This is a genomic window from Streptomyces sp. NBC_00576, from assembly GCF_036345175.1.
In the GTDB taxonomy this organism is placed as follows: Bacteria; Actinomycetota; Actinomycetes; order Streptomycetales; family Streptomycetaceae; genus Streptomyces.
In genome coordinates this window covers 3,616,116-3,641,613 of sequence record NZ_CP107780.1, presented here as the reverse complement: position 1 = coordinate 3,641,613, position 25,498 = coordinate 3,616,116, and the positions used below count along the sequence as shown (strand labels likewise).

Below are 25,498 nucleotides of genomic sequence, written 5' to 3'. Positions count from 1 at the left end.
CCCTCGTACGCCTCGCTCACGTCCTGCCGCCCCTCGGTGACGTATGGTCAGGCCCAGCGCATGTTCCGGGAGTTACGGTTGTGCGCCCTTGTGGAGGACGATCCTACGGTTGTGCACCGGGGGCGCATCAAGGGTCTCATGACGACATGTGCGCGGGCGTACGGTCCCAGTCCTCCGGCAGTGACGGTACAGCCCACGACGGATCCGGGCGCCAGTGCTGCCAGCCATCAGCGAACGGTGCCCCCCAGGCCTCGATGACCTCCACCGCCGAACGCCCCGCTTTCCTTACCCGTTCGGCGAGTTGGGCGTCCATCAGTCCGGCCTGCTGGGCCTGCGCGAACTCGTCCTCGTCACGCCATTCCCAAGTCCGGTCGGGATTCACGGTGATGTCGAGGAAGTGGTCCTCGGAGTCGACGCCGCCGGCCCAACGGGCAAGCGGCTCCTCCAGGTTCACGTACCAGTTCTTGAACTGCCAGCCCGGCTCCCAGAAAAGCCACACCGACCAGGGCTCGGCGGGTCGCGCCAGCTTCAGCACCCCGGTGCCGAACCAGCGGTCGCGCTGCACGGTCCGGGGCTTGGTGTACCGCGACTCCAGCGGCTCCACATGCACGGGCGTACCGTCCGCCAGCACGGGTTTGACGCACTCGGTGCCGGGGGCCATCCACACCGCGAGCACCTCGGGATCATCCCGTACGACGGTGACGGGCCGCGCGATGTGGAAGCGCTCGCCGGAGTTCTCACGGTACCGCCACAGGACTTGACTCCCGGGGGACCAGTACGCCGCCGATCCGCCCGCTTCCACTCGTCTCAACGCTCCGTCGTCTGTCATGGAGAGATATTAGGTGCCCCGGGCATACGATGCTGCGGTGCGTGTCACGGTTCACGCCGGTGGCCGGATGACGTTACGGGCGCGTCATCCGCAGGACATCAAGCGCCGTGTCGAGCTGCTCCACGGTGAGGTCGCCGCGCTCCACATACCCTGATTCCAGGACGACTTGGCGGATCGTCTTCTTCTCGGCGAGCGACTTCTTGGCCACCTTGGCGGCTTCCTCGTACCCGATGTACTTGTTCAGCGGCGTGACGACGGAGGGCGAGGACTCGGCGTACTCACGCGCCCGCTCCCGATGGGCCACGATCCCGTCGACGGTCCGATCGGCAAGCAGCCGCGAGACGTTGGCTAGCAGCCGCACGGACTCAAGAACATTCTTGGCGATGACCGGCAGCATCACGTTGAGCTCGAAGTTCCCGGCGGCACCGGCGGTGGTGACGGTGAGGTCATTGCCGATGACCTGCGCGGAGACCATCAGCACGGCCTCGGGGATCACGGGATTGACCTTGCCGGGCATGATGGACGAGCCCGGCTGAAGATCGGGCAGGCTGATCTCGGCGAGCCCGGTCCGCGGCCCGGAGGCCATCCACCGCAGATCATTGGCGATCTTCGTCAGCCCCACGGCGATGGTCCGCAGCTGCCCGCTGGTCTCGACGATCCCGTCCCGCGCCCCCTGAGCCTCGAAGTGATCGCGAGCCTCGGTGAGGGGCAGCCCGGTGGCGTGGGCGACCTCCTCGATGACGGCGGCGGAGAACCCGGGCGGGGTGTTGATGCCGGTCCCGACGGCGGTACCGCCGAGGGGCAGCTCGGCGAGCCGGGGCAGCGAGGCCCGCAGCCGCTCCACGCCGTACCGCACCTGCGCCGCGTACCCCCCGAACTCCTGCCCGAGGGTCACGGGCGTGGCGTCCATGAGATGCGTACGCCCCGACTTCACGACGTCGGCGAACTCCTCGGACTTGCGGGTGAGGGCGTCGGCGAGGTGGTCGAGAGCGGGGATCAGATCGCGGGTGACGGCGGCGGTGGCGGCGATGTGGATCGAGGAGGGGAACACGTCGTTGGACGACTGGGAGGCGTTGACATGATCATTAGGGTGTACGTCTCTGCCGAGCCGCTCACTGGCAAGGCCGGCGATGACCTCGTTGGCGTTCATGTTGGACGAGGTCCCGGAACCGGTCTGGAACACGTCGACGGGAAAGTGCTCGTCCCAAATCCCGGCAGCGACCTCGTCGGCGGCCTCCTGGATGGCGTCGGCGATGTCCTTGTCGACCACACCGAGCCGCGCGTTGACCTTCGCGGCGGCACCCTTGATCCGGGCGAGCGCCTCGATATGGGAGCGCTCGATACGTTGCCCGGAGATGGGGAAGTTCTCGACGGCACGCTGCGTCTGGGCCCGCCACTTGGCGTGGACGGGGACGCGTACCTCCCCCATGGAGTCGTGCTCGATGCGGTACTGCGGGTCGGGCGTTGTCATCGTCGTACCTCCGGAAGGCACAGCGCGGGTCCGGGGGGACGTATTCCCCGTACCTGTGGCTGTCAGCCCGTTGGGGGTCCCCCCTCTGGGGGAGTTTGAGGACGAGGCCGTCCAGGCCGAAGGGGGTCTGGGGCGCAGCCCCAGCGGGGCCGAAGGGGCGGAGCCCCTGGGGATGGGACGGGTAGGGGCGGCGGGGGCGAAACAAACTGACGCGCACCCCCACCTCCACCGCCCCGAACCCGCCTACGCCAGCCCCGGCCCCCGCACCGGAATCGACGTGAACGTAGGCGCCGGCGCCGGATCCTTGAAGAAGTCGTTGCCCTTGTCGTCGACGACGATGAACGCGGGGAAGTCCTCGACCTCGATCTTCCACACCGCCTCCATACCGAGCTCCTCGTACTCGACGACCTCGACCTTCTTGATGCAGTCCTGGGCGAGTCGCGCGGCCGGGCCGCCGATGGAGCCGAGGTAGAAGCCGCCGTGCGCGTCGCACGCGTTGGTGACCTGCGCCGACCGGTTCCCCTTCGCCAGCATCACCTTCGACCCACCCGCCGCCTGGAACTGCTCGACGTACGAGTCCATGCGCCCGGCCGTGGTCGGCCCGAACGACCCCGACGCGTACCCCTCAGGAGTCTTCGCCGGCCCGGCGTAGTACACCGGGTGGTCCTTCAGGTACTGCGGCATCTCCTCGCCCGCGTCCAACCGCTCCTTGATCTTGGCGTGCGCGATGTCACGCGCCACGACCAGCGGCCCGGAGAGCGACAGCCGCGTCTTCACCGGGTACTTGGTCAGCGCGGCGAGGATGTCGTCCATGGGCTGGTTGAGGTCGATCCTGACCACGTCGGACGCCTCGTCGAGATGCTCGTCCGTCGTCTCCGGCAGGAACCGCGCCGGATCGGTCTCCAATTGCTCCAGGAAGACACCCTCCGCCGTGATCTTCGCGACGGCCTGCCGGTCGGCCGAGCAGGACACGGCGATGGCGACGGGACAGGAAGCCCCGTGCCGAGGCAGCCGAACCACCCGTACGTCGTGGCAGAAGTACTTGCCGCCGAACTGCGCGCCGATCCCGATCTTCTGCGTCAGCTCGAAGACCTTCTCCTCGAGCTCCTTGTCCCGGAAGCCGTGACCGAGCTCGGACCCCTCGGCCGGGATCTCGTCGAGGTAGTGCGCGGAGGCGTACTTGGCGGTCTTGAGCGCGTACTCGGCACTCGTGCCGCCTACCACGATCGCCAGGTGGTACGGCGGACAGGCGGCCGTACCCAGCGAACGGATCTTCTCCTCCAGGAACTTCATCATGGAGGCCTCGTTCAGGACGGCCTTCGTCTCCTGGTAGAGGAACGACTTGTTGGCCGAGCCGCCGCCCTTGGCCATGAACAGGAACTTGTAGGCGCCACCGTCGGTGGCGTACAGCTCGATCTGGGCCGGCAGGTTGGATCCGGTGTTCTTCTCCTCCCACATGGTGAGCGGAGCCATCTGCGAGTAACGCAGGTTCAGGTTCAGATACGCGTCGTAGATGCCCTGGGACAGGGCCGCCTCGTCCCCGCCCGTCGTGAGGACGTTCTGCCCGCGCTTGCCCATGACGATCGCCGTGCCGGTGTCCTGGCACATGGGGAGCACGCCCGCCGCCGCGATGTTGGCGTTCTTCAGCAGGTCCAGGGCCACGAACTTGTCGTTGCCCGACGCCTCGGGGTCGTCGATGATCCGCCGCAGCTGCGCCAGGTGGGCCGGCCGCAGATAGTGCTGGATGTCGTGGATGGCCTCGGAGGCGAGCTTGCGCAGCGCCTGCGGCTCGACCTTGAGGAACGTGCGCCCGTCGGCCTCGAAGGTGGAGACACCCTCGGAGGTCACCAGCCGGTACGGGGTGGTGTCCTCTCCCATGGGGAGCAGATCGGTGTACGCGAACTCAGGCATCTCGCCCATTCCTCACTCGACGAAGACAGCGGCCTGCCTTCATTGGCGGGCGCACACCAGCGTATGACCTGCCGGACAGGAGGAGCTTGTTAGGTAAGACTCAGTTGAGAGGGGACCAGCTCGAACGAGGTCGCCCGTCGGTCTGTCCACATGTCTGTCCACGCGTCCGTCCACACCCCTAGTCGCGATCTATCGCGTTTGGGTACGCTGCTTTCGTGGACCTTCAGAAGCACACCGAACCACGCCCCTCGGAACTGCGCGCCTCGGACGCGGACCGCGACCGCATCGCGGACCTCCTGCGCGAGGCGCTGGCCGAGGGCCGCCTCACGCCCGACGAACACGCCGAGCGCGTCGAGGGGGTGCTGAGCGCCAAGACGGTCGGCGAACTGGAGGTCTTCGTACGGGACCTGCCCGCCGGCCACCAGCCCTATCAGTCCTACCAGTCCCGCGCGCCCCGGGACGCGGGATGGGCGTACACCCCCGCGCCCAACCGCCCCACCCCGGGCGCGATCCCGCTCGACCCCGACGAGAACGTGGTGGCGGTCTTCAGCGCCGCCGTCCGCAAGGGCCGCTGGCGCGCGGGCCGCCGTATGCACGCGTACGCGATCTTCGGCAGCGTCGAGATCGACCTCAGCGAGGCGATATTCGAGTACCAGCAGGTCGTCATCAAGGCGATCTCGGTCTTCGGCAACGTCGAGATCCGCGTCCCGGAGAACGTCTCGTTGCGCGGCACCGGCGGCGGTGTGCTCGGCAACTTCGAGGTGAGCACGCTGGATTCGGGTGATCCCGACGCGCCCGTGGTCTATGTGGACGGGCTGGCGATACTCGGAAATGTCGAGGCGAAACCCAAGCGGGGCAAGATGATCGAGGACATCCTCGACCGGGTCTCCCGCAAGGTCGACAAGGGTTTGCGCAAACATCTGGACCGTTGACGGTTGTGAATTCGGTCGCACCCGAAGCGATTCGGTCAGGTCGCGACGCCTCGACAACGCCCTGGAACCTCAGTGGTCGGGAACTCAGTGCATAGGCGCGCGCACAGCGGGTAGGGCTTGCTGCATCGTCTCTTGGAGGGTGCCGTGGGCTTCACGCGGAACCCGGTACGCCCGGCACGCGCGCGCCTTGCGATCGCACGCCCCGGACGCACCGGACCCGTCGCCCCGGTCCACGTAGGCCCCACGGCTCCCTCCAGCTCGCGAAGAAGCCGTCGTCAGGAGTAGACCGTGCTGCAACCGCCGCATTCGTCCCTGCAGGTCGCTGCCGTTCCGCCCCAGCGGGTGCCAGTGCGAGAAAGGGACCAGGACGCCCCATGGCACACCGAGGCGGTGTGCCGGCGCGACGAGGCGGGTCTCTTCTTCGCCCCTTCCAAGGAACCGACCGCGGCCCGGCTCTCCCGGGAGGAGGCGGCCAAGCGCGTGTGCGGTGGCTGTCCGGTGATGGTCGAATGCCGCGAACACGCACTGCTGCAACCCGAGCCGTACGGAGTCTGGGGCGGCCTCACCGCCGCCGAACGCCGCGTGGTCCTGGCCAGGCGCCGCCGCCGCGAAATGGAACTCAAGAAGACCAGCCACGACACGATAGCCGCGGCGGGCTGACCCGACCTGTCACAGCGAAAGGGGCGCCCCTCCGCACAAGGGGCGCCCCGACAGGGGTGCGGGGCTGTGACTACTTGGCGCGATCGAAGTCGATCGCGCTGTACGCCCGCAGCTTGCTGAGCCGATGCTCGGACGAAATCTGGCGAACCGTCCCCGACTTCGACCGCATCACGATCGACTCCGTCGTCGCCGTCTCCGACCGATAACGAACCCCCCGCAGCAACTCACCGTCGGTGATCCCGGTCGCGACGAAGAACACGTTCTCACCGGAGACCAGGTCGTCGGTCAGCAGAACGCGGTCGAGATCGTGCCCCGCGTCCACCGCCCGCTGCCGCTCCTCGTCGTCCTTCGGCCACAGCTTGCCCTGGATGGTGCCGCCGAGGCACTTCACGGCGCAGGCCGAGATGATGCCCTCGGGCGTACCGCCGATGCCCAGCAGCAGATCGACGCCGGTGCCCTCGCGCAGGGCGAGGATCGAACCGGCGACATCGCCGTCGGAGATCAGCTTCATGCGCGCGCCGGTCTCCCGGATCTCCTGGATGATGCCGACGTGGCGCGGCCGGTCGAGGATGACGACGGTGACGTCCTCGGGCGTGACCCGCTTGGCCTTGGCGACCCGGCGGATGTTCACGGAGACGGGCGCGTTGATGTCGACGAAGTCGGCGGCGTCCGGCCCGGTGACCAGCTTGTCCATGTAGAAGACGGCGGACGGGTCGAACATCGACCCGCGGTCGGCCGCCGCGAGGACAGCGATGGCGTTCGTCATGCCGTTGGCGGTCAGGGTCGTACCGTCGATGGGGTCGACGGCGATGTCGCACTCGGGCCCGGTCCCGTCGCCGACATGCTCCCCGTTGAAGAGCATGGGCGCCTCGTCCTTCTCGCCCTCACCGATGACGACGACGCCGTTCATCGAGACGGTCGAGACGAGGGTCCGCATGGCGCGCACCGCGGCACCATCGGCGCCGTTCTTGTCACCGCGGCCGACCCAGCGGCCCGCGGCCATCGCGGCGGCCTCGGTCACCCGGACGAGTTCCAGGGCGAGGTTGCGGTCGGGAGCCTCGGAGGGGACTTCGAGTTCGGACGGCAGATGATGATGCTCGGTCATCGAGACGCACCTTTCTGATACGGCGACGGCCGGACGAGGGTGTTGGCCCCGACTCTATCGTCAGGCAGACAAAATGAGCAGGGGGCCCCACGGATGAGCGGACCGGTGCACCTGCGACGATAGGGAGCGTGGCAGGTTCGAACGGCAAGAACGGCAAGCAGAAGACGGTCCGGGACATGATTCTGTCCCTGGGCCTCATCAGTCTCGCGGCGGGAGTCATCTACCTCTTCCTCCCGCACGACGACTCCGCTCCCGACCTCAAACGGGTCGACTACCGCGTCGAGTTGCTGACGGCTCGCCGCGCCGCGAGCTACCCGGTGGTCGCGCCCCAGGGCCTGTCGGCCGACTGGAAGGCGACCTCGGTGCGCTTCTCGGGCGCGAACTTCGACGCGTGGCACCTCGGCTTCCATGACTCCGAGGGTGAGTACGTGGCGGTGGAGCAGTCCGCTCAGAAGCCGTCCGTCTTCATCGACGAGGCCACCCAGCGCGCCCGGGAGACGAAGGTCACCCAGCGCATAGGGGACGCGACGTGGACGCGGTACGAGGGCGGGCAGTACGACGCGCTGGTCCTGCGCGACAAGGGCTCCACGACGGTGGTGACGGGCACGGCGTCGTTCGACCGCCTGACGAAGATGGCCCAGGCCCTGAGGACGACGTAGGAAACCAGGCAGGTGCGACTGAGGCCCCCGGCACGAGCCAGGGGCCTCAGTCGTGAATGCGTCGGTTGCGTCGGTGTGCCTCAGACGGTGGTGATGACGTCGTCGTACGCCAGACGCGGGGAGCGCGGGTACCAGGCGTCGGCGCCCGGCTTGCCGATGTTGACGACCATCAGCGGGGTGTGGTCGCCGTCCAGGAACTCCTTCTGGACACCGGCGAAGTCGAGACCGGTCATCGGGCCGGCGGCGAGGCCGGCGGCACGCACGCCGATGATGAAGTACGCGGCCTGCAGGGCGGCGTTGAGGCCGGCGGCACCCTCACGGGCGGAACGCTCGCTGAAGAAGAGGTCCTTGGCCTGGGGGAAGGCCGGGAGCAGGGCCGGCAGCTCCTCGTGGAACTCGTTGTCCGCGGAGAGGATCGCGACCAGCGGGGCGGTGGCGGTCTTCGCCTGGTTGCCCTCGGCCATGTGCTGCACGAGGCGCTCGCGGGCCTCGGCGGAGCGGACCAGGGTGATGCGCAGCGGGGTCTGGTTGAAGGCGGTCGGGCCGAACTTGACCAGGTCGTAGATCGCCTGCACCTGCTCGTCCGACACCGGCTCGTCGGTGAAGGTGTTCGCGGTACGGGCCTCGCGGAACAGCAGGTCCTGGGCGGCGGGGTCAAGAACGAGGGACATGGCAAACCTTCTGTAGACGTGCGCCGGATCCGTCGGGATCGGCTGACGACATCGACAGTACAAAAATGAAGTTCAAGGTTCAACAAAACCCGGCGGATGGTGATCCGCTTCACAGAAAGCGAGGCGGGACCACCGCCAGATCACTCGGAGCCGGAGCCGGACCCGTCGTCCTCCTCGCCGCCCGCCCCGGACCGGCCCTCGGCCAAGGCCGCGTCGAGCCGCTTGCGCGCACCTTCCAGCCACTGCCGGCACACCTTGGCCAGCTCCTCTCCGCGCTCCCAGAGGGCGAGGGACTCCTCCAGGGTCGTACCGCCGACCTCCAGTCGCCGTACGACCTCGATCAGCTCGTCCCGTGCCTGCTCATAGCCGAGCGCCTCGCTCACGTTGCTGGTCATGCGCCCACCCTAGACATCGACTCGGACAGTGAACTCACCCTCGGCGACCCGCGCCCGCAGCGCCTCGCCGGCCACCACCTCACCCGGATCCCGGACCACGTGCCCGTCGGCCTGTTGCAGCACCGCGTACCCGCGCCGCAGGGTCGCGGCGGGGGAGAGGCCCACCACGCGCGCGTGGGTGTGGGACAGCTCGGAGTCGGCGCGGTCGAGAAGGTGACCGAGGGTGCGCCGCGATCGCTCGACGAGGGAGGTGACCTGGTCGGCCCGCTCGTCGATCATCCGATGCGGATCCTCCATGACGGGCCGCGCGAGGGCGTGCGCGAGTCCGCGCTCCTCCCGCTCGACGAAGCCGTGAACGGCCCGCCTGGCCCGATCGAGCAGCAACCGCACCCGTTCGTACTCCTCACCCACGTCCGGGACGACCTTCTTGGCGGCGTCGGTGGGAGTGGAGGCCCGCAGATCCGCCACGAAGTCGAGCAGCGGCTGGTCGGGCTCGTGCCCGATGGCGGAGACGACGGGCGTACGACAGGCGGCGACCGCCCGGACGAGCTGCTCGTCGGAGAAGGGCAGCAGATCCTCCACGCTCCCGCCGCCCCGGGCCACCACGATCACATCCACCTCGTCGAGATCGTCCAGCTCCTTCACGGCCTGGACGACCTGCGATACGGCGTGCACGCCCTGCACGGCGACGTTGCGCACCTCGAAACGGACGGCCGGCCAGCGGCGCCGGGCGTTCTCCAGGACGTCCCGCTCGGCGGCGGACGCCCGTCCGCACACGAGCCCGATGAGGTGGGGCAGAAAGGGCAGCGCCTTCTTCCGCTCGGCGGCGAACAGTCCCTCGTTGGCGAGGGCCTTCTTCAACTGCTCCAGCCGGACGAGCAGTTCCCCCACCCCGACGGGCCGTATCTCGGTGGCCCGCAGCGACAACTGCCCCCGAGGCGCGTACCACTCGGGCTTCGCGAGTACGACGACGCGGGCCCCTTCGCTCACCACATCGGCGACGGCGTCGAACACCTGCCGATAGCAGGTGACGCCGACGGAGATGTCGTGCGAGGGGTCACGCAACGTCAGAAACACCACGCCCGCGCCGGGCCGCCGTGACAACTGGGTGATCTGCCCCTCGACCCACACGGCACCGAGCCGGTCGATCCACCCCCCGATGAGCCGCGACACCTCACCGACAGGCAGCGGAGCGTCAGCTGACGTATTGAGAGCCATACCGCGAGACTAACGGCCACCACTGACACACCGGGCACCTTGCAACCCGTCCGGCGTTTGAGGACGAGGCCCCTTCAGGGCCGACAGCGGGGGTCTGGGGGCGCAGCCCCCAGGAACAGGATGGGACGGGTAGGGGCGGCGGGAGCGCAAACCGCACAATCATCGCCACACCGAGCGCGGCCTTACGATGGTTCACATGACCGCTTCGCCTGGCCGCCGTGTCCTGCTCGCCGCCCCCCGAGGCTACTGCGCGGGCGTGGACCGCGCCGTGATCGCCGTCGAGAAGGCCCTCGAACAGTACGGGGCCCCCATCTACGTCCGGCACGAGATCGTGCACAACAAATACGTCGTACAGACCCTCGAGAGGAAGGGCGCGATCTTCGTCGAGCGCACCGCGGAGGTCCCCGAGGGATCGATCGTCATGTTCTCCGCGCACGGCGTCGCCCCCGTCGTGCACGACGAGGCCGCCGCAGGCAAGCTCGCGACCATCGACGCGACCTGCCCCCTCGTCACCAAGGTCCACAAGGAAGCCGTCCGCTTCGCAGGCGAGGACTACGACATCCTCCTGATCGGTCACGAGGGCCACGAGGAGGTCATCGGCACCTCCGGCGAGGCCCCGGACCACATCACGCTGGTCGACGGGCCGAAGGACGTTGCCAAGGTCGAGGTCCGCGACCCGTCCAGGGTCGTCTGGCTGTCCCAGACCACCCTCTCCGTGGACGAGACGATGGAGACCGTCGACGCCCTCAAGGAGAAGTTCCCGCAGCTGATCTCCCCGCCCAGCGACGACATCTGCTACGCCACCCAGAACCGCCAGCTCGCGGTGAAGCAGATGGGCGAGGAGGCGGAGCTGGTGATCGTCGTCGGCTCCAAGAACTCCTCGAACTCGGTCCGCCTGGTCGAGGTCGCGAAGCTCGCCGGCTCCCGCGAGGCGTACCTCGTGGACTTCGCCGACGAGATCGACGAGGCCTGGCTGGACGGAGTGTCGACGGTCGGCGTCACCTCGGGCGCGTCGGTCCCCGAGATCCTGGTCGAGCAGGTCCTGGAGTGGCTGTCCCGGCGCGGCTTCGAGGACGTGGAGCTCGTCAAGGCGGCCGAGGAGTCCATCACGTTCTCCCTGCCGAAGGAACTGCGCCGCGACCTGCGGGCGGAGGCGGCGGAGCTGGTGGGCCGGCGCAAAGGCGCGGCGCCCGCACATACCCCCTCGGGTGAGTGACTGTCAGTCGTACGCCGTAACGTAGAGCCATGCACATTTTCGGCGTGGACATCGGCGGGTCAGGGATCAAGGGCGCCCCTGTGGATCTGGACAGGGGCGACCTCGCGGAGGAGCGCTTCAAGGTGCTGACCCCGCACCCGGCCACGCCCGACGCGGTGGCGGACGGCGTGAAGGAGGTCGTCGGCCACTTCGGCTGGACGGGCCCGGTCGGGATCACCTTCCCGGGCGTGGTGACGGACGGCTCGACGATCCGTACGGCGGCGAACGTCGACAAGAACTGGATCGACACGGACGCGCGCGCGTTGCTGAGCGACCGCCTTGGCGGCCTCCCGGTGACGGTGCTGAACGACGCGGACGCGGCGGGCGTCGCCGAGATGCAGTTCGGCGCCGGCCGCGACCGCAAAGGCACGGTCGCCCTCCTCACCTTCGGTACGGGCATCGGTAGCGCCCTCTTCGCCGAGGGCGTCCTGGTCCCGAACACGGAGTTGGGCCACCTGGAGCTGCACGGCCACGACGCGGAGACCAGGGCGTCCACCAAGGCCAAGGACGACCACGAACTGACCTGGGAGCACTGGGCCCAGCGCGTCCAGAAGTACCTGGCCCACGTCGAGATGCTGTTCTCCCCCGAGCTGTTCATCATCGGCGGCGGCGTCAGCCGAAAGTCCCAGAAGTTCCTGCCGCTGATCGAGGGCATCCGGGCGGAGATCGTCCCGGCGCAGCTGCAGAACAACGCGGGGATCGTGGGCGCGGCGATGCGGGCGGCCAAGAAGGCGTAACCGGGCGGGGAGATGCGGGACGGGCGGCCAGGAGAACCCCCGGTAGGGCGACCGGAGAACCCGGTGCCTCACACGGGCGTGCGGGTCCGCCCCGGCCGCCGGTTCATCAGGCGGACCTTCCGCACGGTCGCGATGGCACCCGCGACGAGCGTCCCCCCGTACAGCCAGCCGGCCTCGGTGGCGAGTGCGGTGACGATGCCCATCAGGCGGGCGAAGACACCGTCACCGTCTGCCACGGGCAACAGGCCCACGGTGAAGGCGATGGGTGCGACGACGGGCGCGGTCACCAGGTCCGCGCCCCGCACCCAGGCCGCGGTCAGCACGCACACCGGCAGGAACAGCACTCCGTACGCCGTCAGGGACGCCCCGAACAGCAACTGGTCGAGACAGCCGAGCGCGAACATCAGCGCGGCGCAGAACAGCCCGCCGCCGAGACCGGTGAGCCGGGGGTTCGGCATCCGCCGCAGAGCCTGCACGACCGGTGGAGCGGACCGTCGGGCGGTGGCCGCGGGCCGCCGGGATCCGGCCGCCGCCTGCCCTGCGGCACGGCCGCCGCGCGGGGCCGGCGGGGCGCCGCGGCCGGGCCGGGCGGGGCCGGAGCGCGGGGGACGGTGTCGGATCCTGTGTTGCTCCACTGGACCAACCTAGGTGGGCCTGTGCACGGAACAACCCCTCAGACACGCCGAACAGGCGGTCAAGACACGCCGACGGACAGACCGCGGACCGACCTTGGCCAAGGGTTCGATACGGCGCCGGACGGGGGGTACGGCAGCCCGTAGACTGAGGGATCGTCTCCACCCTCCTCACCCTCCTCTCGTACGGGAAGTCGCAACGTGTCGCTCACGATCGGAATCGTCGGTCTGCCGAATGTCGGCAAGTCGACCATGTTCAACGCCCTGACCAAGAACGACGTGCTGGCGGCCAACTACCCGTTCGCCACGATCGAGCCGAACGTCGGCGTGGTCGGTGTCCCGGACGCGCGCCTCGCGAAGCTGGCCGAGATCTTCGGCTCCCAGAAGATCCTTCCGGCGACCGTCGACTTCGTCGACATCGCGGGCATCGTGAAGGGCGCCTCGGAGGGTGAGGGCCTGGGCAACAAGTTCCTCGCGAACATCCGCGAGTCGGACGCGATCTGCCAGGTCATCCGCGCCTTCCAGGACGAGAACGTCGTGCATGTCGACGGCAAGGTCTCGCCGAAGGACGACATCGAGACGATCAACACCGAGCTGATCCTCGCCGACCTCCAGACGATCGAGAAGGTCCTGCCGCGCCTCCAGCGGGAGTCGCGCATCAAGAAGGACATCGGGCCGAAGGTCGCGGCGGTCGAGGCGGCGAAGGAGATCCTGGAGAAGGGCGACACCCTGTTCTCCGCGGGCATCGTCCAGGGTTCCGGCAACGAGGAACTCCTCCACGACCTGCACCTTCTCACCACCAAGCCCTTCCTCTACGTCTTCAACGTCGACGAGGACGAACTGGTCGACGAGGCCTTCAAGGACGAGCAGCGCGCCCTGGTCGCCCCCGCCGAGGCGATCTTCCTCAACGCGAAGCTGGAGGCGGATCTCGCCGAGCTCGACGAGGAGGAAGCGCTGGAGCTCCTGGAGTCGGTGGGCGTCGAGGAGCCCGGCATGGCCACCCTGGCCCGCGTCGGCTTCGACACCCTGGGCCTGCAGACCTATCTGACGGCCGGCCCCAAGGAATCCCGCGCCTGGACCATCAAGAAGGGCGCCACCGCCCCCGAGGCCGCCGGAGTCATCCACACCGACTTCCAGAAGGGCTTCATCAAGGCGGAGGTCATCTCCTTCGACGCCCTGGTCGAAACGGGCTCGGTGGCCGAGGCCCGCGCCAAGGGCAAGGCCCGTATGGAGGGCAAGGAGTATGTGATGCAGGACGGGGACGTGGTGGAGTTCCGGTTCAATGTATGAATTTCGCCACGTCGCTGACCTGGGGAAATGAGATACAGAAGGAGAAGCGGCCGTCGATGCCGGGCTGGTCTGGCCCGGCATCGACGATTCGTTGTCGTCTCGCATCCCTCAACCGGCCGGTGTGCGAAGACGAAACCGTGCGGCCGTTCGTCGGCACCGGCCTTCAGCGGATGATCGAGGTCAGCACGTCCACGCCCAGATGCGTGAGGCGGTCCGTGTCCAACCGGTGGTAGATCTGTCGGCCGTCCCGCCGGGAGGTCAGCAGACCCACCTCGCGCAGGCGTCCGAGGTGGCGGGAGACCTGGGACAGGGTCATCCCGGTCCGTACGGCCAGGTCGGATGTGGTGATGGGTTCGTTCACCAGGTGCCGGCAGAGGGACAGTCGCGCGGGGTCGGACAGGGGCGCCCTCCGGGTCGTGGAACTGCATCCGATCGAACTGCAACGGGACGGCCCGCGCGATGCCGACCGTGGCATCCCCCGGCTCGCCGACCCGCCCACCGCGGAGCGCATCCTGCGACACCTGCAACGACTCTCCAACGGTGGATCACTGACGCATTGACGTAATGTTTGCGTCACTATACGGTGTGTGCATGCTCTTCCCCACGCCTGTTCTCAATGCCGAGGATCAGCGCGTTCTTGGCGAAGTCGACGATCTTCGCCACTCGTTGCGCCTACAGGTCCGGTCCGCTCCGTCGAAGTGGACTGAGGGGCTGCGTAAGTTCTTGACAGCCGACGCGGTGGCGGCCTCCAACTCGATCGAGGGCTTCAAAGTGTCCACGGTCGACGTCGAGGATCTTCTCGAGGGCGAGCGGGATGTCGATGTCTCCGAGGAGGACCGCGAGGAGACGCTCGCTTATCAGCGGATGATGACCTATATCCAGACGCTGCACGATGCCTCGGACTTCCGTTATGGCAAGGAGCTCCTCAACGCGCTCCACTGGATGCTGCAGGGACACCGGCACAGCCCGAGGAAGCCGGCCGGGCAGTGGCGACGCGGAGCGGTGTACGTGACGGACGTCCGCGACTCAAGCATCGCGGCATACACGGCGCCGGACGCGGCCGATGTGCCTGCGTTGACGGGCGAACTGGTCGAGTGGTTGAACACGGACGATGGCACCCACCCACTGGTGCGGGCCGCCATGGCGCATCTGCATCTCGTTTCCATCCATCCGTGGGCGGATGGAAACGGCCGTATGTCCCGGTCCCTCCAAACACTCATGATCGCGAGAGAGGGAGAACTGGCCCCCGAATTCTCCTCGATCGAGGCTTGGCTGGGGCGCCCCGGCAATACATGGGAGTACTACCGGGAGCTGCAGCGCCGGGGTGCCACCTACCGCCCCGACCAGGACGTCTCCGACTGGGTTCGCTTCAACCTCACTGCCTACCACCAGCAGGCGCAGACCGTACGTAGTCGCCTGGATCGTTCGAGTCGGGTGTGGGTCCTGCTCGGTGAGTTCGCGGAGGTCCGGGGGCTGGAGGAGAGGGTGGTTTCTGCTCTGCATGACGTGGCGATGTCCGGGCGGGTGCGTCGTACACGCTACGAACGAGCGGAGGACCTGAGCCTGCAGCGGGCCCAACGCGACCTGCGGGATCTGGTTGCGGCCGACGTCCTGACACCGGTCGGCCGTACCCGTGCCCGCTTCTACACCGTCGGCCCCGCCTTTCCGGAGCCAGCTCTGGAAGCGGCTCGGACACCGCTGCCGCTGGCCGATCCGTACCCGCGCTGAGGACGTCGCGCGGTCACGTCCGCCGATATGGTGGAACTGTTCGGAGTTCGCGACGGGCAGGGTTTCTGACGCTCATCAAGAAACGTGCCCGGCCCGCCGGAGGATGCCGGCGGGCCGATGCCCCATCGTGTGCCGTTGTCGGTGGCGGGTCGGGTCAGTCCTTGCCGGAGAGCCGCCAGATCTGGTTCTTCTTGGTGTTCAGGGTGCTGCCGGTGTCGCAGGTCCACTGGTGGACGAGGGCGCCGGGTGCGGTGGAGATGGTGCTGACGTCGACGCACTTGCCGCTGTGCGATGCGACGAGTTGGTAGTCGTGGCTGTTGCCCAATGCGGTCACCGTGCGCAGGTTGAACCGCTGGTTGGTGCCGCCGTTGCAGGTCCACTGCTCGACGATGGCGCCGTCGGCCGTCGAAGCGTTCGCGACGTCCAGGCACTTGCCGCTGAAGTGGTTGACGACGGTGTAGGTGCCGGCCGCGCCGGTGACGGGGTGGAAGTCGAAGCGCTGCTCCTGGCCGGTGCCGCAGGTGTTCTGCCGGTACTGGGTGCCGTCGGCGGTCGACTGGGCGGGGTTTTCGAGGCAGAGCCCGCTGTGCTGGGCGACGGCCGTGGAGGAGAAGCCGGTCGAGGCGCCGATGTGCAGGCTCGCGGGCGCGAAGGAGACCTGGTCGAGGTGGGGCGCGGAGCTGGAGCGCATGGGCTGTCCGATGTCGCTGCCGCCGCCGGAGTAGACCAGGCCGATGGTGGTGCCGTCGTAGTCGTAGAGCTGTGAGGCGGTGAACTTGACGGCGTTGGCGCCCTTGGTGAGGGTCACGGGGACGGTGTAGTCGTTGAACTGGTTCCAGTGCAGGGTGTTGGCGAAGTTGACGCGCTTGGCGGCACCGCCGTTGACGCTGACGTCGGCGTGCTCGGCGTACAGGTCGGGGTTGTAGTGGTTGGAGGGCAGTTCCTCGGCGTTGGCGTAGCGCATGGTCATGGCGTACGTGCCGGCCTCGGGCGCGTTGACGTTGAGGGTGAGGGAGTTGGCGGTTCCGTTGCCGATGCCGGTGACGACGCCGCCGTTGGCCTGGCTGTAGGTGGTGTCGGCGGCCGCGGTGCCGGCGAGGGTACCGCTCTCGGCCTGGTAGGTGACGACATTGCCGGTGGTGACGGCGTCGGTGGCGCTGAACGGGGTGACGGCCAGGTCGTCCAGGGCGAGGGTGCCGCCGGTGCCGGTCACCTTGACCTTGTTGATGCCGCTGTTCAGGTAGACCCGGTTCGCGGAGGTGGACCAGGCGCCGGTCGTCGCGCCGGAGAGGGTCTGGTCGTCGGTGGCCTTGCCGTTGACGGTGAGGTCGGCCTGGCCGGTGTTGCGGTAGCGGGCCGTCAGGTCCGCGTAGCCGTCCCGCTCGGAGTACACCCAGAACGTGGCGGACTTGCCGGAGGTGAGGTTCACCGCGCCCGCGCCGGACTGGCCCTGGGAGGCGTAGGTGGCGGTGCCGCTGTCCGAAAGGTTGGCCTGCTCGGCCTCGTAGAGCTTGGTGCCCTGGACCGCGGCGTCCTTGTACCGGAGGTCGATCTTGTCGACGATGGCGTCGCCGACCGTGGTCGCGCCGTTGTCGCCGGTGGTGGCCAGGGTGATGGTGTGGCTGCCCGCGGTGAGGTGCACGGTGGTGTCGCTGTGCCCCCACACCACCCACTGGAAGCCCACCGGGATGTCGATCCTGGTCGAGGCGCCGCCGTCGACCCGCGCGTACACGTTTGTCGGGCCCTTGACGTCGGCGTCCTTGGCGTAGTTGTTGCCGAACACCGACAGGTCGTAGTCGCCGGTGGTGGGGACGGAGACGGGGAAGGAGATCACCGTGGTCGAGCCGGTGCGCAGGCCGCCGACGTCCTTGGTGCCGGAGGTGGCGAACTTGTCGAGCCTGCTGGGGGTGCCCTCGGTGTTGATGTTGTAGCCGCTGCCGCTGAGCGTGGCGTTCTCGGCCTCGTACGTGCCCGTCCAGGTGCTGTCGGAGGCGGTGGTGCTGCCGGTGCCGCCCGGGGAGACGATCACCTGGTACGCGGACATCGCGTCGAGGGTGACGGGCACGGTGATCGAGCCGTCGGTGCCCACGGAGACGTCGGCGTCGGAGAGCCGGGTCGGGGTGGCCGCTGCGCCGATGTAGCCGCTGTAGCGGTCCTGGAAGACGCTGACGTGCACGGTGCTGCCGAAGACCGCGGGGTCGATGTTCTTGATGACCGTGTTCGAGTCACCGCTGGTGCCGCCCCCGGCGAGGATGACCCGGGCCTGCTTCTTGGCCGTGTCGAGGCTCGCCAGACCCTGAAGGGTGTATGCGGCGTCGTTCTCGGCGCCGGTGACCTTGACGGTGTTGCCGCTCATGGAGGTGTACCAGTTGTACAGCCACCACTGGGCGTTGGGCGTGTTCTGCGCTGCGGCGGAGTCACCGAGGTTGCCGTTGATGTTCCAGTACGGCAGGTTGCCGTCGATCTTCTCGTCCTCCATGGCCGAGATCCACTGGACCATCTGGCCGGGGTCGGTCAGGTGGTAGCGGAAGGCGTACTCGTTGAGGTTGATCGGCAGGTGCGAGGGGATCCCCACCGAGGTCTCGGCCGCGCGGTAGTTGTCGACCGTGCTGCGCACGTCCGCCGGGCTGCCGAGGGTGTGCCAGGTCACGATGTCCGGCAGGCAGTTGTTGGCCTTGCAGTAGGTGAGGAAGCCCTTGAGGGCGGACTCGGTGTAGCTGGAGACGTTGGGGCCGGCCAGCCGCGCCTGGGGCCAGATGCCCTTGATGAAGTTGTAGGTCTGCCGCCACTCGGAGTTGAAGGCGGCCAGCGGCCCCGCCTGGGTGCGCATGCCCTGGAACCACATGCCGTCGGGCTCGTTGTAGGGGACGAGGACGACGCGGTCCTTGTAGGGGCTGGCCATCACCTGCTCGATCTGGGTCCTCATGGCTGCCTGGTAGGCGGCGTAGCTGGTGCGTTCGTAGCTGAACGTGCGGTACACGTCCGTCATGTAGATCATGACGTCCTTGCCGCCGCTGTCCACGAAGGGCTTGGCGATCTCCAGCGTGTCCGAGCCCGGGTGTTGCTGTCCGTCCTGGGCCTTCGTGTTGGTGGTCTGGAGGCCCATCCCCTCGATGAGGTTGTTGGTCGGCACGTCCGGGCCGTACAGGCCGTACAGCGCGCCGGAGGCGCCGTAGTGGAGGGCTCCGGTGGTGGTGCCCAGGTCCACGGTGAGGGTGGGGGTGGCGGCGGAGGCCGGCGTCGCCATCACCGTGGTGGCGCCGGCTGCGACGGTGAGTGAGAGCAGCGACGTGGTGATGCCGTGGAGAAGGCGTCTCGCGGTCGAGCGCCTTTGCCCGATTCTTGGCATGTGCTGATGTCCCTTCAGGGATGGGGCTTCTTGGTGCTGTGCCGGCCCCCGTGCCGGACGTTCTGGGTGGGTTGTCGCGCGCGGTTCAGACGACGGCGGCCGCGGTCTTCGCGTCCGCGCCGCGCCGCTGGTGGTCGCGGGCGAGGAGGAGGTAGCTGCTGGCGGTCCAGGTGTAGGCGCGGTCGCGTAGTCCCTCGCCGGTCAGGGCGTCGAAGTTCTCGGCGAAGCCGGAGGTTTCGCACAGGGCGCGGAAGCGGGCGCTGATCTCGTCCGCGAGGCGTTCGTGCCCGGCGCGGCGCAGGCCGTCTTCGATGAGGATGGTGGCGGGGGCCCAGATCGGGCCGCGCCAGTAGCCGTCGGGCTCATAGTGGGGGGAACCGGGGTGTTCGGTCGCCAGGCCGAATGCGGTGAGGTGGCCTTCGAGCTGTTCGGCCAGCCGGTCGCGGACCTTGGGGGGCAGGCGGTCGCCGAGCACGATCGGCATCAGGTCGAGCAGGCTGGCGCTCGGCGCGGGGGCTCCGCCGTGGGCCGGGCGGCTCAGGAACCGTTCGCCGTCCCACAACTCGTCCAGCAGGGCGGCCTGGAGGGCGTCGGCTGTCTCGGTGCGGCGCCGGGCGTCGTCAGGGAAGCCCAGTTCGGCGGCCAGCCGGGCCAGTTCGTCGAGTTGGAGGATCAGTACGGCGGCGAGGTCGGCGGTGACGGCCACGCGTGCGGGGTCGAAGGTGGTGGCGTTGTCCCAGCCGCTGTCGTTGCCGTGCTGGTAGTGGGGCAGGACCGCCGAGGGTGCGCGCCGGGCGGTGAGCCAGAAGTCCGTCCAGCGGGTCAGTCTGTCGTACGCCTCGTGCAGTTGCGCCGGAGCGAGCGGCTCGGGGAGCCGTCGGCGCAGGTGGCCGAAGGCCCAGCCGTGGATGGGCGGTTTGACGAAGTTGTACAGGACCTCGGAGTGGGTGACCGAGTCGGGCAGGGCCCCTGTCTCGTCCTGGTGGTCGAAGGGCAGCTGGTACTGGTCCCAGGCCAGTTCGGGGCGTCCAGGAGCCAGGGCCAGGGCGTTGAAGCAGTGGTCCCAGCTCCAGACCTTGTCCATCCAGTGCTTGGACATCAGGACGGCGGGCCGGGTGACCAGCCCCGCCGGGCGCACGGTCGCGGACCACACCACATACGCGGCGAGTTCGGCTGCCTGGGTGGCGGACGAGCGCCAGGGGGCGACCGCGTCGACAAAGTCCGCGAAGGAGTTCTGCCCTTCCTCGACGAGCTTGGCGAACGCCGCCGCCGACGCGTACGGCGGGCGGGACGTGTCGAGTTCCTCGACCGCGATCTCCCACGATCCGTCAGCTTCGGCGGCGACCGTGAGGCCCCGGTCGGCACTGCCAAGGGCCTGGCTGCCGGAGGTGTCGGTCACCGTGCCGGAGAGCACCGTGACGCGGTAGCGGCGCCCGGTCTCGTACGACGTGAACACGTGCGCGTCGGCGGCCGCGTCGTGGAAGAAGTAGGTGCCGCTGAAGGGGGTCAGCGCCCTCGCCGCCGCGGAGATGCGCAGCGACAGCCCCGTACCTTGCAGGCGGACGGTGTCCGGTGATTCGTAGGCGAGGTCGATGCGGCCGTCCGTACCGGTCCAGCTGAGCAGGCCCGGGGTCGCTTCGACGCGGGTCTCGGCGCGGTCGCCCGTCGCCCGGTCCAGGGGAATCAGGCTCAGGACGGCGTGCATGCCGTTCTGGTGCGAGACGAGGTGGAGGTCCTCGGCGTATGTGTTCTCCGCGACAACGGGAGAGATGTCGAACCAGGATCCGTGTGTGCTGAACGGGATGTCGTGGACGGAGAAGGCCGGGCCGGACGGAGCGGCGGTCATGGAGCGGCACTCGATTCTCGGGCAGGGTCGGCCGTCCGTCCGGTGTACGGACGGTGGGGACCGGGAGGAGATGGTGGGGGTCAGTCCTTGACGGCTCCGGCGGTGACGCCGGCGGCGACGTAGCGCTGGGCGAGGACGAGGATGACTGTGGCGGGCAGTGAGGCGACGACGGCGGTGGCCATGATGGCGTTCCACTGCTGGTTGTTGTTGCCGATGTAGTGGTAGATGCCGAGGGTGATCGGCTCGTTGGCGCCGCCGCCCGCGAGGGTGCTGGCGAAGATGAAGTCGGACCAGGACCACAGGAACGCGAACAGGGACACCGTGACGACCGAGTTGCGGCTCATGGGCAGGACGATCGAGCGGAAGGTGCGCAGCGGGCCGGCGCCGTCCATGGTCGCGGCCTGGAGGAGTTCGCCGGGGATGTTGGACATGAACGCGGTGAAGATGAGGACGGCGAAGGGGACGGCGAGGGTGGAGTCGGCGACGATCAGGCCGGGCACGGACTGCAGCAGGCCGAGCTGGAGGTAGATGGCGTAGAAGCCCATCGCCATGATGATGCCGGGGATCATCTGGGCGGCCAGCAGGACGAAGCTGAGGAGGCCGCCGCCGCGCGGGCGCAGTTTGGCCAGCGCGTAGCCGGCGGGTGCGGCCAGCGCCACGGTCAGTGCGACGGTGCCCAGGCCGATGACGAGGCTGGTGCCGAGGTAGGGCAACTGCTGGTCGAGGACGGCCCGGTAGCCCTCCAGCGTGGGCCGGGCGGGGAACAGGTCCGGCGGGCTTTTGCGCATGTCCTGGTCGCGGGTGAAGGACACGTTGATCATCCAGTAGACCGGGAAGAGCATGAACGCGGTCAGCAGGAGACCGACGGCGGTCTTCCACCAGGTACGGGGGCGTCGGTTCATGGCGATTCCTGTCATGACAGGGCCTGCTTTCGCTGGACCCGCATGTAGACGAGGCCGAAGAGCAGGGCGGCGACGACGAGGAGGTTGCCGACGGCCGCGCCGGGGCCGAAGGCGGGCAGCAGGTTGCCGAAGCCGAGCTGGTAGGACCAGGTGGCGAAGGTGGTGGAGGAGTCGGCGGGGCCGCCCTTGGTCATGATCCAGATGATGTCGAAGACCTTGAGCGTGTAGACCAAGCCGAGCAGGAGGGTGATGGCGGAGACCGGGCGCAGCAGGGGGAAGGTGATGCGCCAAAAGCGCTGCCAGGCGTTGGCGCCGTCGAGGGCGGCGGCCTCGTACAGGCTGGTGGGGATGGACTGCAGGCCGGAGTAGAGGACGACGAGGTTGAAGGGGACGCCGATCCAGATGTTCGCGATGATCACCGAGGTCAGTGCCCAGGACGGTGAGGTCAGCCAGTTCACCGGGCCGATGCCGACGGCGTGCAGGGTGGCGTTGACGATGCCGGAGTCGCTGTTGAGCATCCACGACCAGGTGGACGCCGACACGATCAGAGGCAGCAGCCACGGCACCAGGAACAGTGCGCGCAGGGTCGCGGAGAGCCGGAAGTGCTGGTTGAAGAAGACGGCGAGGGCCAGGCCGATCGCGTACTGGAAGACCAGGCACACGGCGGTGAACACCATGGTGTGCAGCAGGGCCGGGGCGAAGACCGGGTCGTCGAACACCGTCAGGTAGTTCTTCAGGCCCGTGAACGGGGCGTCCCCCTGCACGAAGGAGCGGACCGTGTAGTTGCGCAGGCTCAGATCGATGTTGCGGTAGAGCGGATACGCGTAGAAGAAGGCGAGATAGGCGACCACCGGGGCGAGGAAGGCCCAGGCGGCCCACTGCGGGGAGGCGGGCCGGCGCTGTCGCGGGGCGGCGGCCGGGGGCGGGGCGGCACTCGCCGCCCCGTTCCCCTCGCGCACCGGCAGCGGGTGGGGCGCTGGTGGGTTGCGGTTCATCAACGGGCCTCTGGCACTGGTTACTTGACGGCGGACTGGGCCGAAGTGAGCGCGTCCTTGGGGGACTTGGCGCCGCTGAGCGCGGACTGGACGGCCTTCCACATCTGCTCGGAGATCTTGGGGTACTTGGTGCCGAGGTCGTCACTGGTGCGGCCCTTGGCCGCCTTGACCGCGTCCACCCACGGCTTGAGCTTTGCGTTGGCCGCGACCTGCTTGTCCTGGACCTCACCGGTGGGGGCGACATAGGACAGGGTGGTGTCGGTGTCGTACAGGTTCTGGGTGCTGGTCAGGCAGGAGACGAGCTTTTGTGCGGTGGTGTAGCGGCCGGTGTCGTCCTGCACCGGGATGGTGACGAACTCGCCGCCCGTCGGGGCCGCCGCGTTGCCTCCTGCGGCGGCGGGCACGGGGATGACGCCGTAGTCGAGACCGGCCTTGTCGGCGCCCGCGAGCTGCCAGGTGCCGTTCTCCGCGAACGCGTAGTCGCCGCTCGCGAACTCCTGCCAACTCGTCGTCTGGGTGTTGTTGAGCACCGAGTTGGGGGCGTAGCCCTTGCCCAGCCAGTCCTTCCACAGGGCCAGCGCGGACACGCCCTGGGCGGAGTCGAGTTCGGTCAGTTTCGCGCCGGAGCCCCACAACCACGGCAGGAACTGGAAGCTGCCCTCCTCCGTGCCGATCGCGGAGAACGTGATGCCCTTCTTGCCCGCCTCCTTCACCTTCGCCAGCGCCGCGGTCAGCGACGTCCAGTCCCTGACCGAGGAGATGTCCACCCCGGCCTCCTTGAGCACCTTGTTGTTGTAGTAGAGGGCGAGGGTGTTGGCGCCGATCGGCGTGCCGTAGGTCTTCCCGCCCGACTGGCCGGCGCCGAGCAGGTTGGGATCGACGCCGGAGGTGTCGAGCTTGTTGTCGCCGGTCGTGGTGAGCACGCCCGCCTCCGCCAGCGTCGACACCACCGGGTTGTCGACGATCAGCACATCCGGGGAGTTGCCCTGCTGCGCCGCCAGCAGCGTCTTGCTGGTCAGGTCACTGGTGTCGAACGCCGTCCGCTTGACCTTCACACCCGCCTCGGTGCCACAGCCCTCCAGCAGCTTCGCCCACGCCGAACCCTTCGCGAACTGCGGGTACGGGTCCCAGATCGTGTACGTGGCGTCGTCCGCCGCCTTCGTGGAGGAGCCGCTCTTACCGGAGCCGCAAGCGGTGGCGCCGACGGTGACGGCGACGACGGTCAGGACTGCGGCGGTGAGACGCCGTCTGGCAGATCGGTTCATTGCGTGTTCCTCGTGGTTTTTGGCACAGGTGTGCCGTCGGATCGGCACAGGTGTGCTCTGAAGGGTGATCGCGGGTCGTCGGCTCGCCGAGCCCGGCGGTGAGCCGCTCAGCCGTCCGGCACGGGGAGCGGCGGGAGCAGGGGAGAGTGCGGGAGGAGGGAGGAGGGAGGAGGGAGGAGGGAGGAGGGAGGAGGGAGGGTCAGCGGTTCGTACGGGCACCTAAGCCCGTGGCCGGGCCGGTCGGCGTGGTGTCCGGGGGTGCGCTGCCGACGGGTGCGGTGCTCGCCCGCAACGAGATCGGCGGCGCGAGCAGGTGGTGCCGGGCCGGTGCGTCGGGGTGGTCGAGCCGCTCGACGAGCAGGTCGACGGCAAGGCGGCCGATCTGTTCCGCCGGTACGTCCGCAGCGGTGAGCTGCGGGGTCACCGTCTCCGCCCAGCGGCCGGCCACGACCCCGGTGACGGAGAAGTCGCGCGGCACATGGAGGCCGGCCTGGGCCAGCCCGCGGTAGAGACCGCCGAGCGCGGCCTCGTTCAAGGTGACCAGGGCGGTGGTGGCCGGGTCGTCGTGCAGGATCCGTTCCAGACAGGCCTGGCCGGACGCGGGGTCGTCCCCGCAGCAGTACGTCCTCACTGTCAGCCCGCGTTCCGCCGCGGCCTTGGTGAACCCTTCCAGGCCCCGGTGCGCGGACTCGTACCCGGCCTGCAGGAGCTGCTCCGGCCGGTTGACGAAGGCGATCCTGCGGTGGCCCAGGTCGGCGAGGTGGTGCACACACGCTGCCGCGAGTGCCGTGTGGTCCAGACCCACCCACCAGCTGCCCTGCGGGTGGGCGGTGCGGCCGATGGCGACGGAGGGGAAATCCACCGCGGTGAGGTGGTCGAGCCGGTCGTCCTCAAGCCGGATCTCCATCAGGATCGCGCCGTCGACCCGACGCTCGCCCAGCAGCCGCTGGAACGAGCGGTCGCTGTCCACACCGCTCGGAGAAAGCAGCACGTCGTAGTCGTAGGCCGCGGCGGCCTCGGTGACGCTGCCGATGAAGTCCAGCTGCATGCCTGTGTAGTGGTTCCCGGCCGGCGGGAAGACCAGACCGATGGTGCTGGTCCGGCCGTTGGCCAGGGCCCGCGCACTCGCGTTGGGCTGGTAACCCAGCTCGTCGATGACGCGCTGGATCTTCTGTCGGGTGTCCTCGGACACGGGACGCTTGCCGCTGAGCGCGTACGACACGGTGCTCCGCGAGACACCGGCCCTCTTGGCGATCTCACCGATGTTCACGGAACTCCTTGCTGAGATGTCGAACCGATTCGATGTTGTCAGGGAGAAAGTTGATCAAGCGCCGATGGTTGAATCGGTTTGCTGATGTCAGGGGTGTAACCGTTCCGGTGTCGATCGTCGAACCGGTTCGCGTGAAGTGAAGGTAGGAGCCGCCCGGGCCGGTGTCAACGCCTTGTTCCGAAATTTTCGTAACAGCCCGGAAATGTCGGTGTGCGGGAGCGTGGGAGCCGGCCCGCCCGGATTCGCGCGCGCTCACCAGCAGGTCAGGTGCCGGATCCGGCGCGGCCCGGGCGACGGAACCGGAACGGCTCGTCACCGGTCTCGCCGACGACACCGGCGCTTTCGTCGATGGGTTCCGCGCCGCGATGGGGCCACAGG

General features: G+C 68.6%; 23 protein-coding genes. 8 read left to right on the top strand and 15 right to left on the bottom strand.

Annotated features, from left to right (window positions below; all coding sequences use genetic code 11):
• Window positions 1-136: 136 nt before the first annotated feature.
• The 3 genes from fomD to OG734_RS15210 all read right to left on the bottom strand — a co-directional run bounded on the left by fomD (window position 137) and on the right by OG734_RS15210 (window position 4,211).
• Window positions 137-829, bottom strand: a complete 693-nt coding sequence (fomD, locus tag OG734_RS15220) for a cytidylyl-2-hydroxypropylphosphonate hydrolase (protein WP_330288035.1) — start codon at window positions 827-829, stop codon at window positions 137-139.
• A gap of 73 nt (window positions 830-902) precedes the next feature.
• Window positions 903-2,300 carry a class II fumarate hydratase gene (locus OG734_RS15215; protein WP_330288034.1) on the bottom strand — a complete coding sequence of 466 codons (1,398 nt, stop codon included), beginning with the start codon at window positions 2,298-2,300 and terminating at the stop codon, window positions 903-905.
• A 243-nt stretch (window positions 2,301-2,543) separates the two neighbouring features.
• Window positions 2,544-4,211, bottom strand: coding sequence for a fumarate hydratase (locus tag OG734_RS15210; RefSeq protein ID WP_330288033.1), 1,668 nt, complete (start codon window positions 4,209-4,211; stop codon window positions 2,544-2,546).
• Between the two features lie 215 nt (window positions 4,212-4,426).
• On the opposite strand from OG734_RS15210, the gene OG734_RS15205 reads away from it, so the two are divergent.
• Window positions 4,427-5,143 carry a DUF1707 SHOCT-like domain-containing protein gene (locus OG734_RS15205; RefSeq protein ID WP_330288032.1) on the top strand — a complete coding sequence of 239 codons (717 nt, stop codon included), beginning with the start codon at window positions 4,427-4,429 and terminating at the stop codon, window positions 5,141-5,143.
• A 288-nt stretch (window positions 5,144-5,431) separates the two neighbouring features.
• Window positions 5,432-5,803, top strand: coding sequence for a WhiB family transcriptional regulator (locus tag OG734_RS15200; RefSeq protein ID WP_330288031.1), 372 nt, complete (start codon window positions 5,432-5,434; stop codon window positions 5,801-5,803).
• A gap of 70 nt (window positions 5,804-5,873) precedes the next feature.
• Here the strand turns inward: OG734_RS15200 and glpX are convergent, their stop codons facing one another.
• Window positions 5,874-6,908, bottom strand: coding sequence for a class II fructose-bisphosphatase (gene glpX / locus OG734_RS15195; RefSeq protein ID WP_330288030.1), 1,035 nt, complete (start codon window positions 6,906-6,908; stop codon window positions 5,874-5,876).
• A 128-nt stretch (window positions 6,909-7,036) separates the two neighbouring features.
• On the opposite strand from glpX, the gene OG734_RS15190 reads away from it, so the two are divergent.
• Window positions 7,037-7,567, top strand: coding sequence for a DUF4245 domain-containing protein (locus OG734_RS15190; protein WP_330288029.1), 531 nt, complete (start codon window positions 7,037-7,039; stop codon window positions 7,565-7,567).
• An 80-nt stretch (window positions 7,568-7,647) separates the two neighbouring features.
• On the opposite strand, the gene OG734_RS15185 is transcribed toward OG734_RS15190, so the two are convergent.
• The 3 genes from OG734_RS15185 to xseA form a co-directional block, all read right to left on the bottom strand.
• Window positions 7,648-8,238 carry a malonic semialdehyde reductase gene (locus OG734_RS15185; RefSeq protein WP_330288028.1) on the bottom strand — a complete coding sequence of 197 codons (591 nt, stop codon included), beginning with the start codon at window positions 8,236-8,238 and terminating at the stop codon, window positions 7,648-7,650.
• A gap of 140 nt (window positions 8,239-8,378) precedes the next feature.
• Window positions 8,379-8,633: an exodeoxyribonuclease VII small subunit gene (locus tag OG734_RS15180; RefSeq protein ID WP_330288027.1), complete on the bottom strand. Its 255-nt coding sequence runs from the start codon at window positions 8,631-8,633 to the stop codon at window positions 8,379-8,381.
• Between the two features lie 9 nt (window positions 8,634-8,642).
• Window positions 8,643-9,851 carry an exodeoxyribonuclease VII large subunit gene (xseA, locus tag OG734_RS15175; RefSeq protein WP_330288026.1) on the bottom strand — a complete coding sequence of 403 codons (1,209 nt, stop codon included), beginning with the start codon at window positions 9,849-9,851 and terminating at the stop codon, window positions 8,643-8,645.
• A gap of 187 nt (window positions 9,852-10,038) precedes the next feature.
• Between xseA and OG734_RS15170 the strand changes: the two genes are divergently transcribed.
• Together OG734_RS15170 and ppgK are read left to right on the top strand one after the other, a co-directional pair.
• Window positions 10,039-11,067, top strand: coding sequence for a 4-hydroxy-3-methylbut-2-enyl diphosphate reductase (locus OG734_RS15170; protein WP_330288025.1), 1,029 nt, complete (start codon window positions 10,039-10,041; stop codon window positions 11,065-11,067).
• Between the two features lie 29 nt (window positions 11,068-11,096).
• Window positions 11,097-11,843 carry a polyphosphate--glucose phosphotransferase gene (ppgK, locus tag OG734_RS15165; RefSeq protein WP_330288024.1) on the top strand — a complete coding sequence of 249 codons (747 nt, stop codon included), beginning with the start codon at window positions 11,097-11,099 and terminating at the stop codon, window positions 11,841-11,843.
• Between the two features lie 68 nt (window positions 11,844-11,911).
• Here ppgK and OG734_RS15160 read toward each other — a convergent pair whose 3' ends face one another.
• Window positions 11,912-12,301: a DUF6542 domain-containing protein gene (locus OG734_RS15160; protein ID WP_330288023.1), complete on the bottom strand. Its 390-nt coding sequence runs from the start codon at window positions 12,299-12,301 to the stop codon at window positions 11,912-11,914.
• Window positions 12,302-12,676: 375 nt separating this feature from the next.
• Here OG734_RS15160 and ychF point away from each other — a divergent pair, with 375 nt between their 5' ends.
• The gene (ychF, locus tag OG734_RS15155; protein ID WP_330288022.1) at window positions 12,677-13,765 is read left to right on the top strand and encodes a redox-regulated ATPase YchF; all 1,089 of its coding nucleotides are present in this window, start codon (window positions 12,677-12,679) and stop codon (window positions 13,763-13,765) included.
• A gap of 163 nt (window positions 13,766-13,928) precedes the next feature.
• On the opposite strand, the gene OG734_RS15150 is transcribed toward ychF, so the two are convergent.
• A complete protein-coding gene (locus OG734_RS15150) occupies window positions 13,929-14,240 on the bottom strand; it encodes an ArsR/SmtB family transcription factor (RefSeq protein ID WP_330293662.1) in 312 nt (103 codons plus the stop codon).
• On the opposite strand from OG734_RS15150, the gene OG734_RS15145 reads away from it, so the two are divergent.
• A complete protein-coding gene (locus OG734_RS15145) occupies window positions 14,182-14,325 on the top strand; it encodes a hypothetical protein (RefSeq protein ID WP_330294039.1) in 144 nt (47 codons plus the stop codon). The two genes, OG734_RS15150 and OG734_RS15145, sit on opposite strands and share 59 nt — an antisense overlap.
• 31 nt (window positions 14,326-14,356) lie before the next feature.
• Complete coding sequence (locus OG734_RS15140; protein WP_330288021.1) at window positions 14,357-15,493, top strand: Fic family protein; 1,137 nt, start codon at window positions 14,357-14,359, stop codon at window positions 15,491-15,493.
• 154 nt (window positions 15,494-15,647) lie between these two features.
• Here OG734_RS15140 and OG734_RS15135 read toward each other — a convergent pair whose 3' ends face one another.
• The 6 genes from OG734_RS15135 to OG734_RS15110 form a co-directional block, all read right to left on the bottom strand.
• Entirely contained in the window at window positions 15,648-18,842 is a 3,195-nt protein-coding gene (locus tag OG734_RS15135) for an RICIN domain-containing protein (RefSeq protein ID WP_330288020.1), read from the bottom strand.
• Between the two features lie 85 nt (window positions 18,843-18,927).
• Window positions 18,928-20,688 carry an amylo-alpha-1,6-glucosidase gene (locus OG734_RS15130; protein ID WP_330288019.1) on the bottom strand — a complete coding sequence of 587 codons (1,761 nt, stop codon included), beginning with the start codon at window positions 20,686-20,688 and terminating at the stop codon, window positions 18,928-18,930.
• Between the two features lie 80 nt (window positions 20,689-20,768).
• Window positions 20,769-21,590, bottom strand: coding sequence for a carbohydrate ABC transporter permease (locus tag OG734_RS15125; RefSeq protein WP_330288018.1), 822 nt, complete (start codon window positions 21,588-21,590; stop codon window positions 20,769-20,771).
• 11 nt (window positions 21,591-21,601) lie between these two features.
• Window positions 21,602-22,585 carry a carbohydrate ABC transporter permease gene (locus tag OG734_RS15120; protein WP_330288017.1) on the bottom strand — a complete coding sequence of 328 codons (984 nt, stop codon included), beginning with the start codon at window positions 22,583-22,585 and terminating at the stop codon, window positions 21,602-21,604.
• Window positions 22,586-22,605: 20 nt separating this feature from the next.
• The gene (locus OG734_RS15115) at window positions 22,606-23,850 is read right to left on the bottom strand and encodes a sugar ABC transporter substrate-binding protein (RefSeq protein WP_330288016.1); all 1,245 of its coding nucleotides are present in this window, start codon (window positions 23,848-23,850) and stop codon (window positions 22,606-22,608) included.
• A 199-nt stretch (window positions 23,851-24,049) separates the two neighbouring features.
• Window positions 24,050-25,120 carry a LacI family DNA-binding transcriptional regulator gene (locus tag OG734_RS15110; protein ID WP_330288015.1) on the bottom strand — a complete coding sequence of 357 codons (1,071 nt, stop codon included), beginning with the start codon at window positions 25,118-25,120 and terminating at the stop codon, window positions 24,050-24,052.
• Window positions 25,121-25,498 lie beyond the last annotated feature (378 nt).

What these genes read in the sequence shown, in the direction of transcription:
- fomD (WP_330288035.1), bottom strand. Translation starts at nt 829, where the DNA reads ATGACAGACGACGGAGCGTTGAGACGAGTGGAAGCGGGCGGATCGGCG.
- OG734_RS15215 (WP_330288034.1), bottom strand. Translation starts at nt 2,300, where the DNA reads ATGACAACGCCCGACCCGCAGTACCGCATCGAGCACGACTCCATGGGG.
- OG734_RS15210 (WP_330288033.1), bottom strand. Translation starts at nt 4,211, where the DNA reads ATGCCTGAGTTCGCGTACACCGATCTGCTCCCCATGGGAGAGGACACC.
- glpX (WP_330288030.1), bottom strand. Translation starts at nt 6,908, where the DNA reads ATGACCGAGCATCATCATCTGCCGTCCGAACTCGAAGTCCCCTCCGAG.
- OG734_RS15185 (WP_330288028.1), bottom strand. Translation starts at nt 8,238, where the DNA reads ATGTCCCTCGTTCTTGACCCCGCCGCCCAGGACCTGCTGTTCCGCGAG.
- OG734_RS15180 (WP_330288027.1), bottom strand. Translation starts at nt 8,633, where the DNA reads ATGACCAGCAACGTGAGCGAGGCGCTCGGCTATGAGCAGGCACGGGAC.
- xseA (WP_330288026.1), bottom strand. Translation starts at nt 9,851, where the DNA reads ATGGCTCTCAATACGTCAGCTGACGCTCCGCTGCCTGTCGGTGAGGTG.
- OG734_RS15170 (WP_330288025.1), top strand. Translation starts at nt 10,039, where the DNA reads ATGGTTCACATGACCGCTTCGCCTGGCCGCCGTGTCCTGCTCGCCGCC.
- ppgK (WP_330288024.1), top strand. Translation starts at nt 11,097, where the DNA reads ATGCACATTTTCGGCGTGGACATCGGCGGGTCAGGGATCAAGGGCGCC.
- OG734_RS15160 (WP_330288023.1), bottom strand. Translation starts at nt 12,301, where the DNA reads ATGCCGAACCCCCGGCTCACCGGTCTCGGCGGCGGGCTGTTCTGCGCC.
- OG734_RS15150 (WP_330293662.1), bottom strand. Translation starts at nt 14,240, where the DNA reads ATGCCACGGTCGGCATCGCGCGGGCCGTCCCGTTGCAGTTCGATCGGA.
- OG734_RS15140 (WP_330288021.1), top strand. Translation starts at nt 14,357, where the DNA reads ATGCTCTTCCCCACGCCTGTTCTCAATGCCGAGGATCAGCGCGTTCTT.
- OG734_RS15135 (WP_330288020.1), bottom strand. Translation starts at nt 18,842, where the DNA reads ATGCCAAGAATCGGGCAAAGGCGCTCGACCGCGAGACGCCTTCTCCAC.
- OG734_RS15130 (WP_330288019.1), bottom strand. Translation starts at nt 20,688, where the DNA reads ATGACCGCCGCTCCGTCCGGCCCGGCCTTCTCCGTCCACGACATCCCG.
- OG734_RS15125 (WP_330288018.1), bottom strand. Translation starts at nt 21,590, where the DNA reads ATGAACCGACGCCCCCGTACCTGGTGGAAGACCGCCGTCGGTCTCCTG.
- OG734_RS15120 (WP_330288017.1), bottom strand. Translation starts at nt 22,585, where the DNA reads ATGAACCGCAACCCACCAGCGCCCCACCCGCTGCCGGTGCGCGAGGGG.
- OG734_RS15115 (WP_330288016.1), bottom strand. Translation starts at nt 23,850, where the DNA reads ATGAACCGATCTGCCAGACGGCGTCTCACCGCCGCAGTCCTGACCGTC.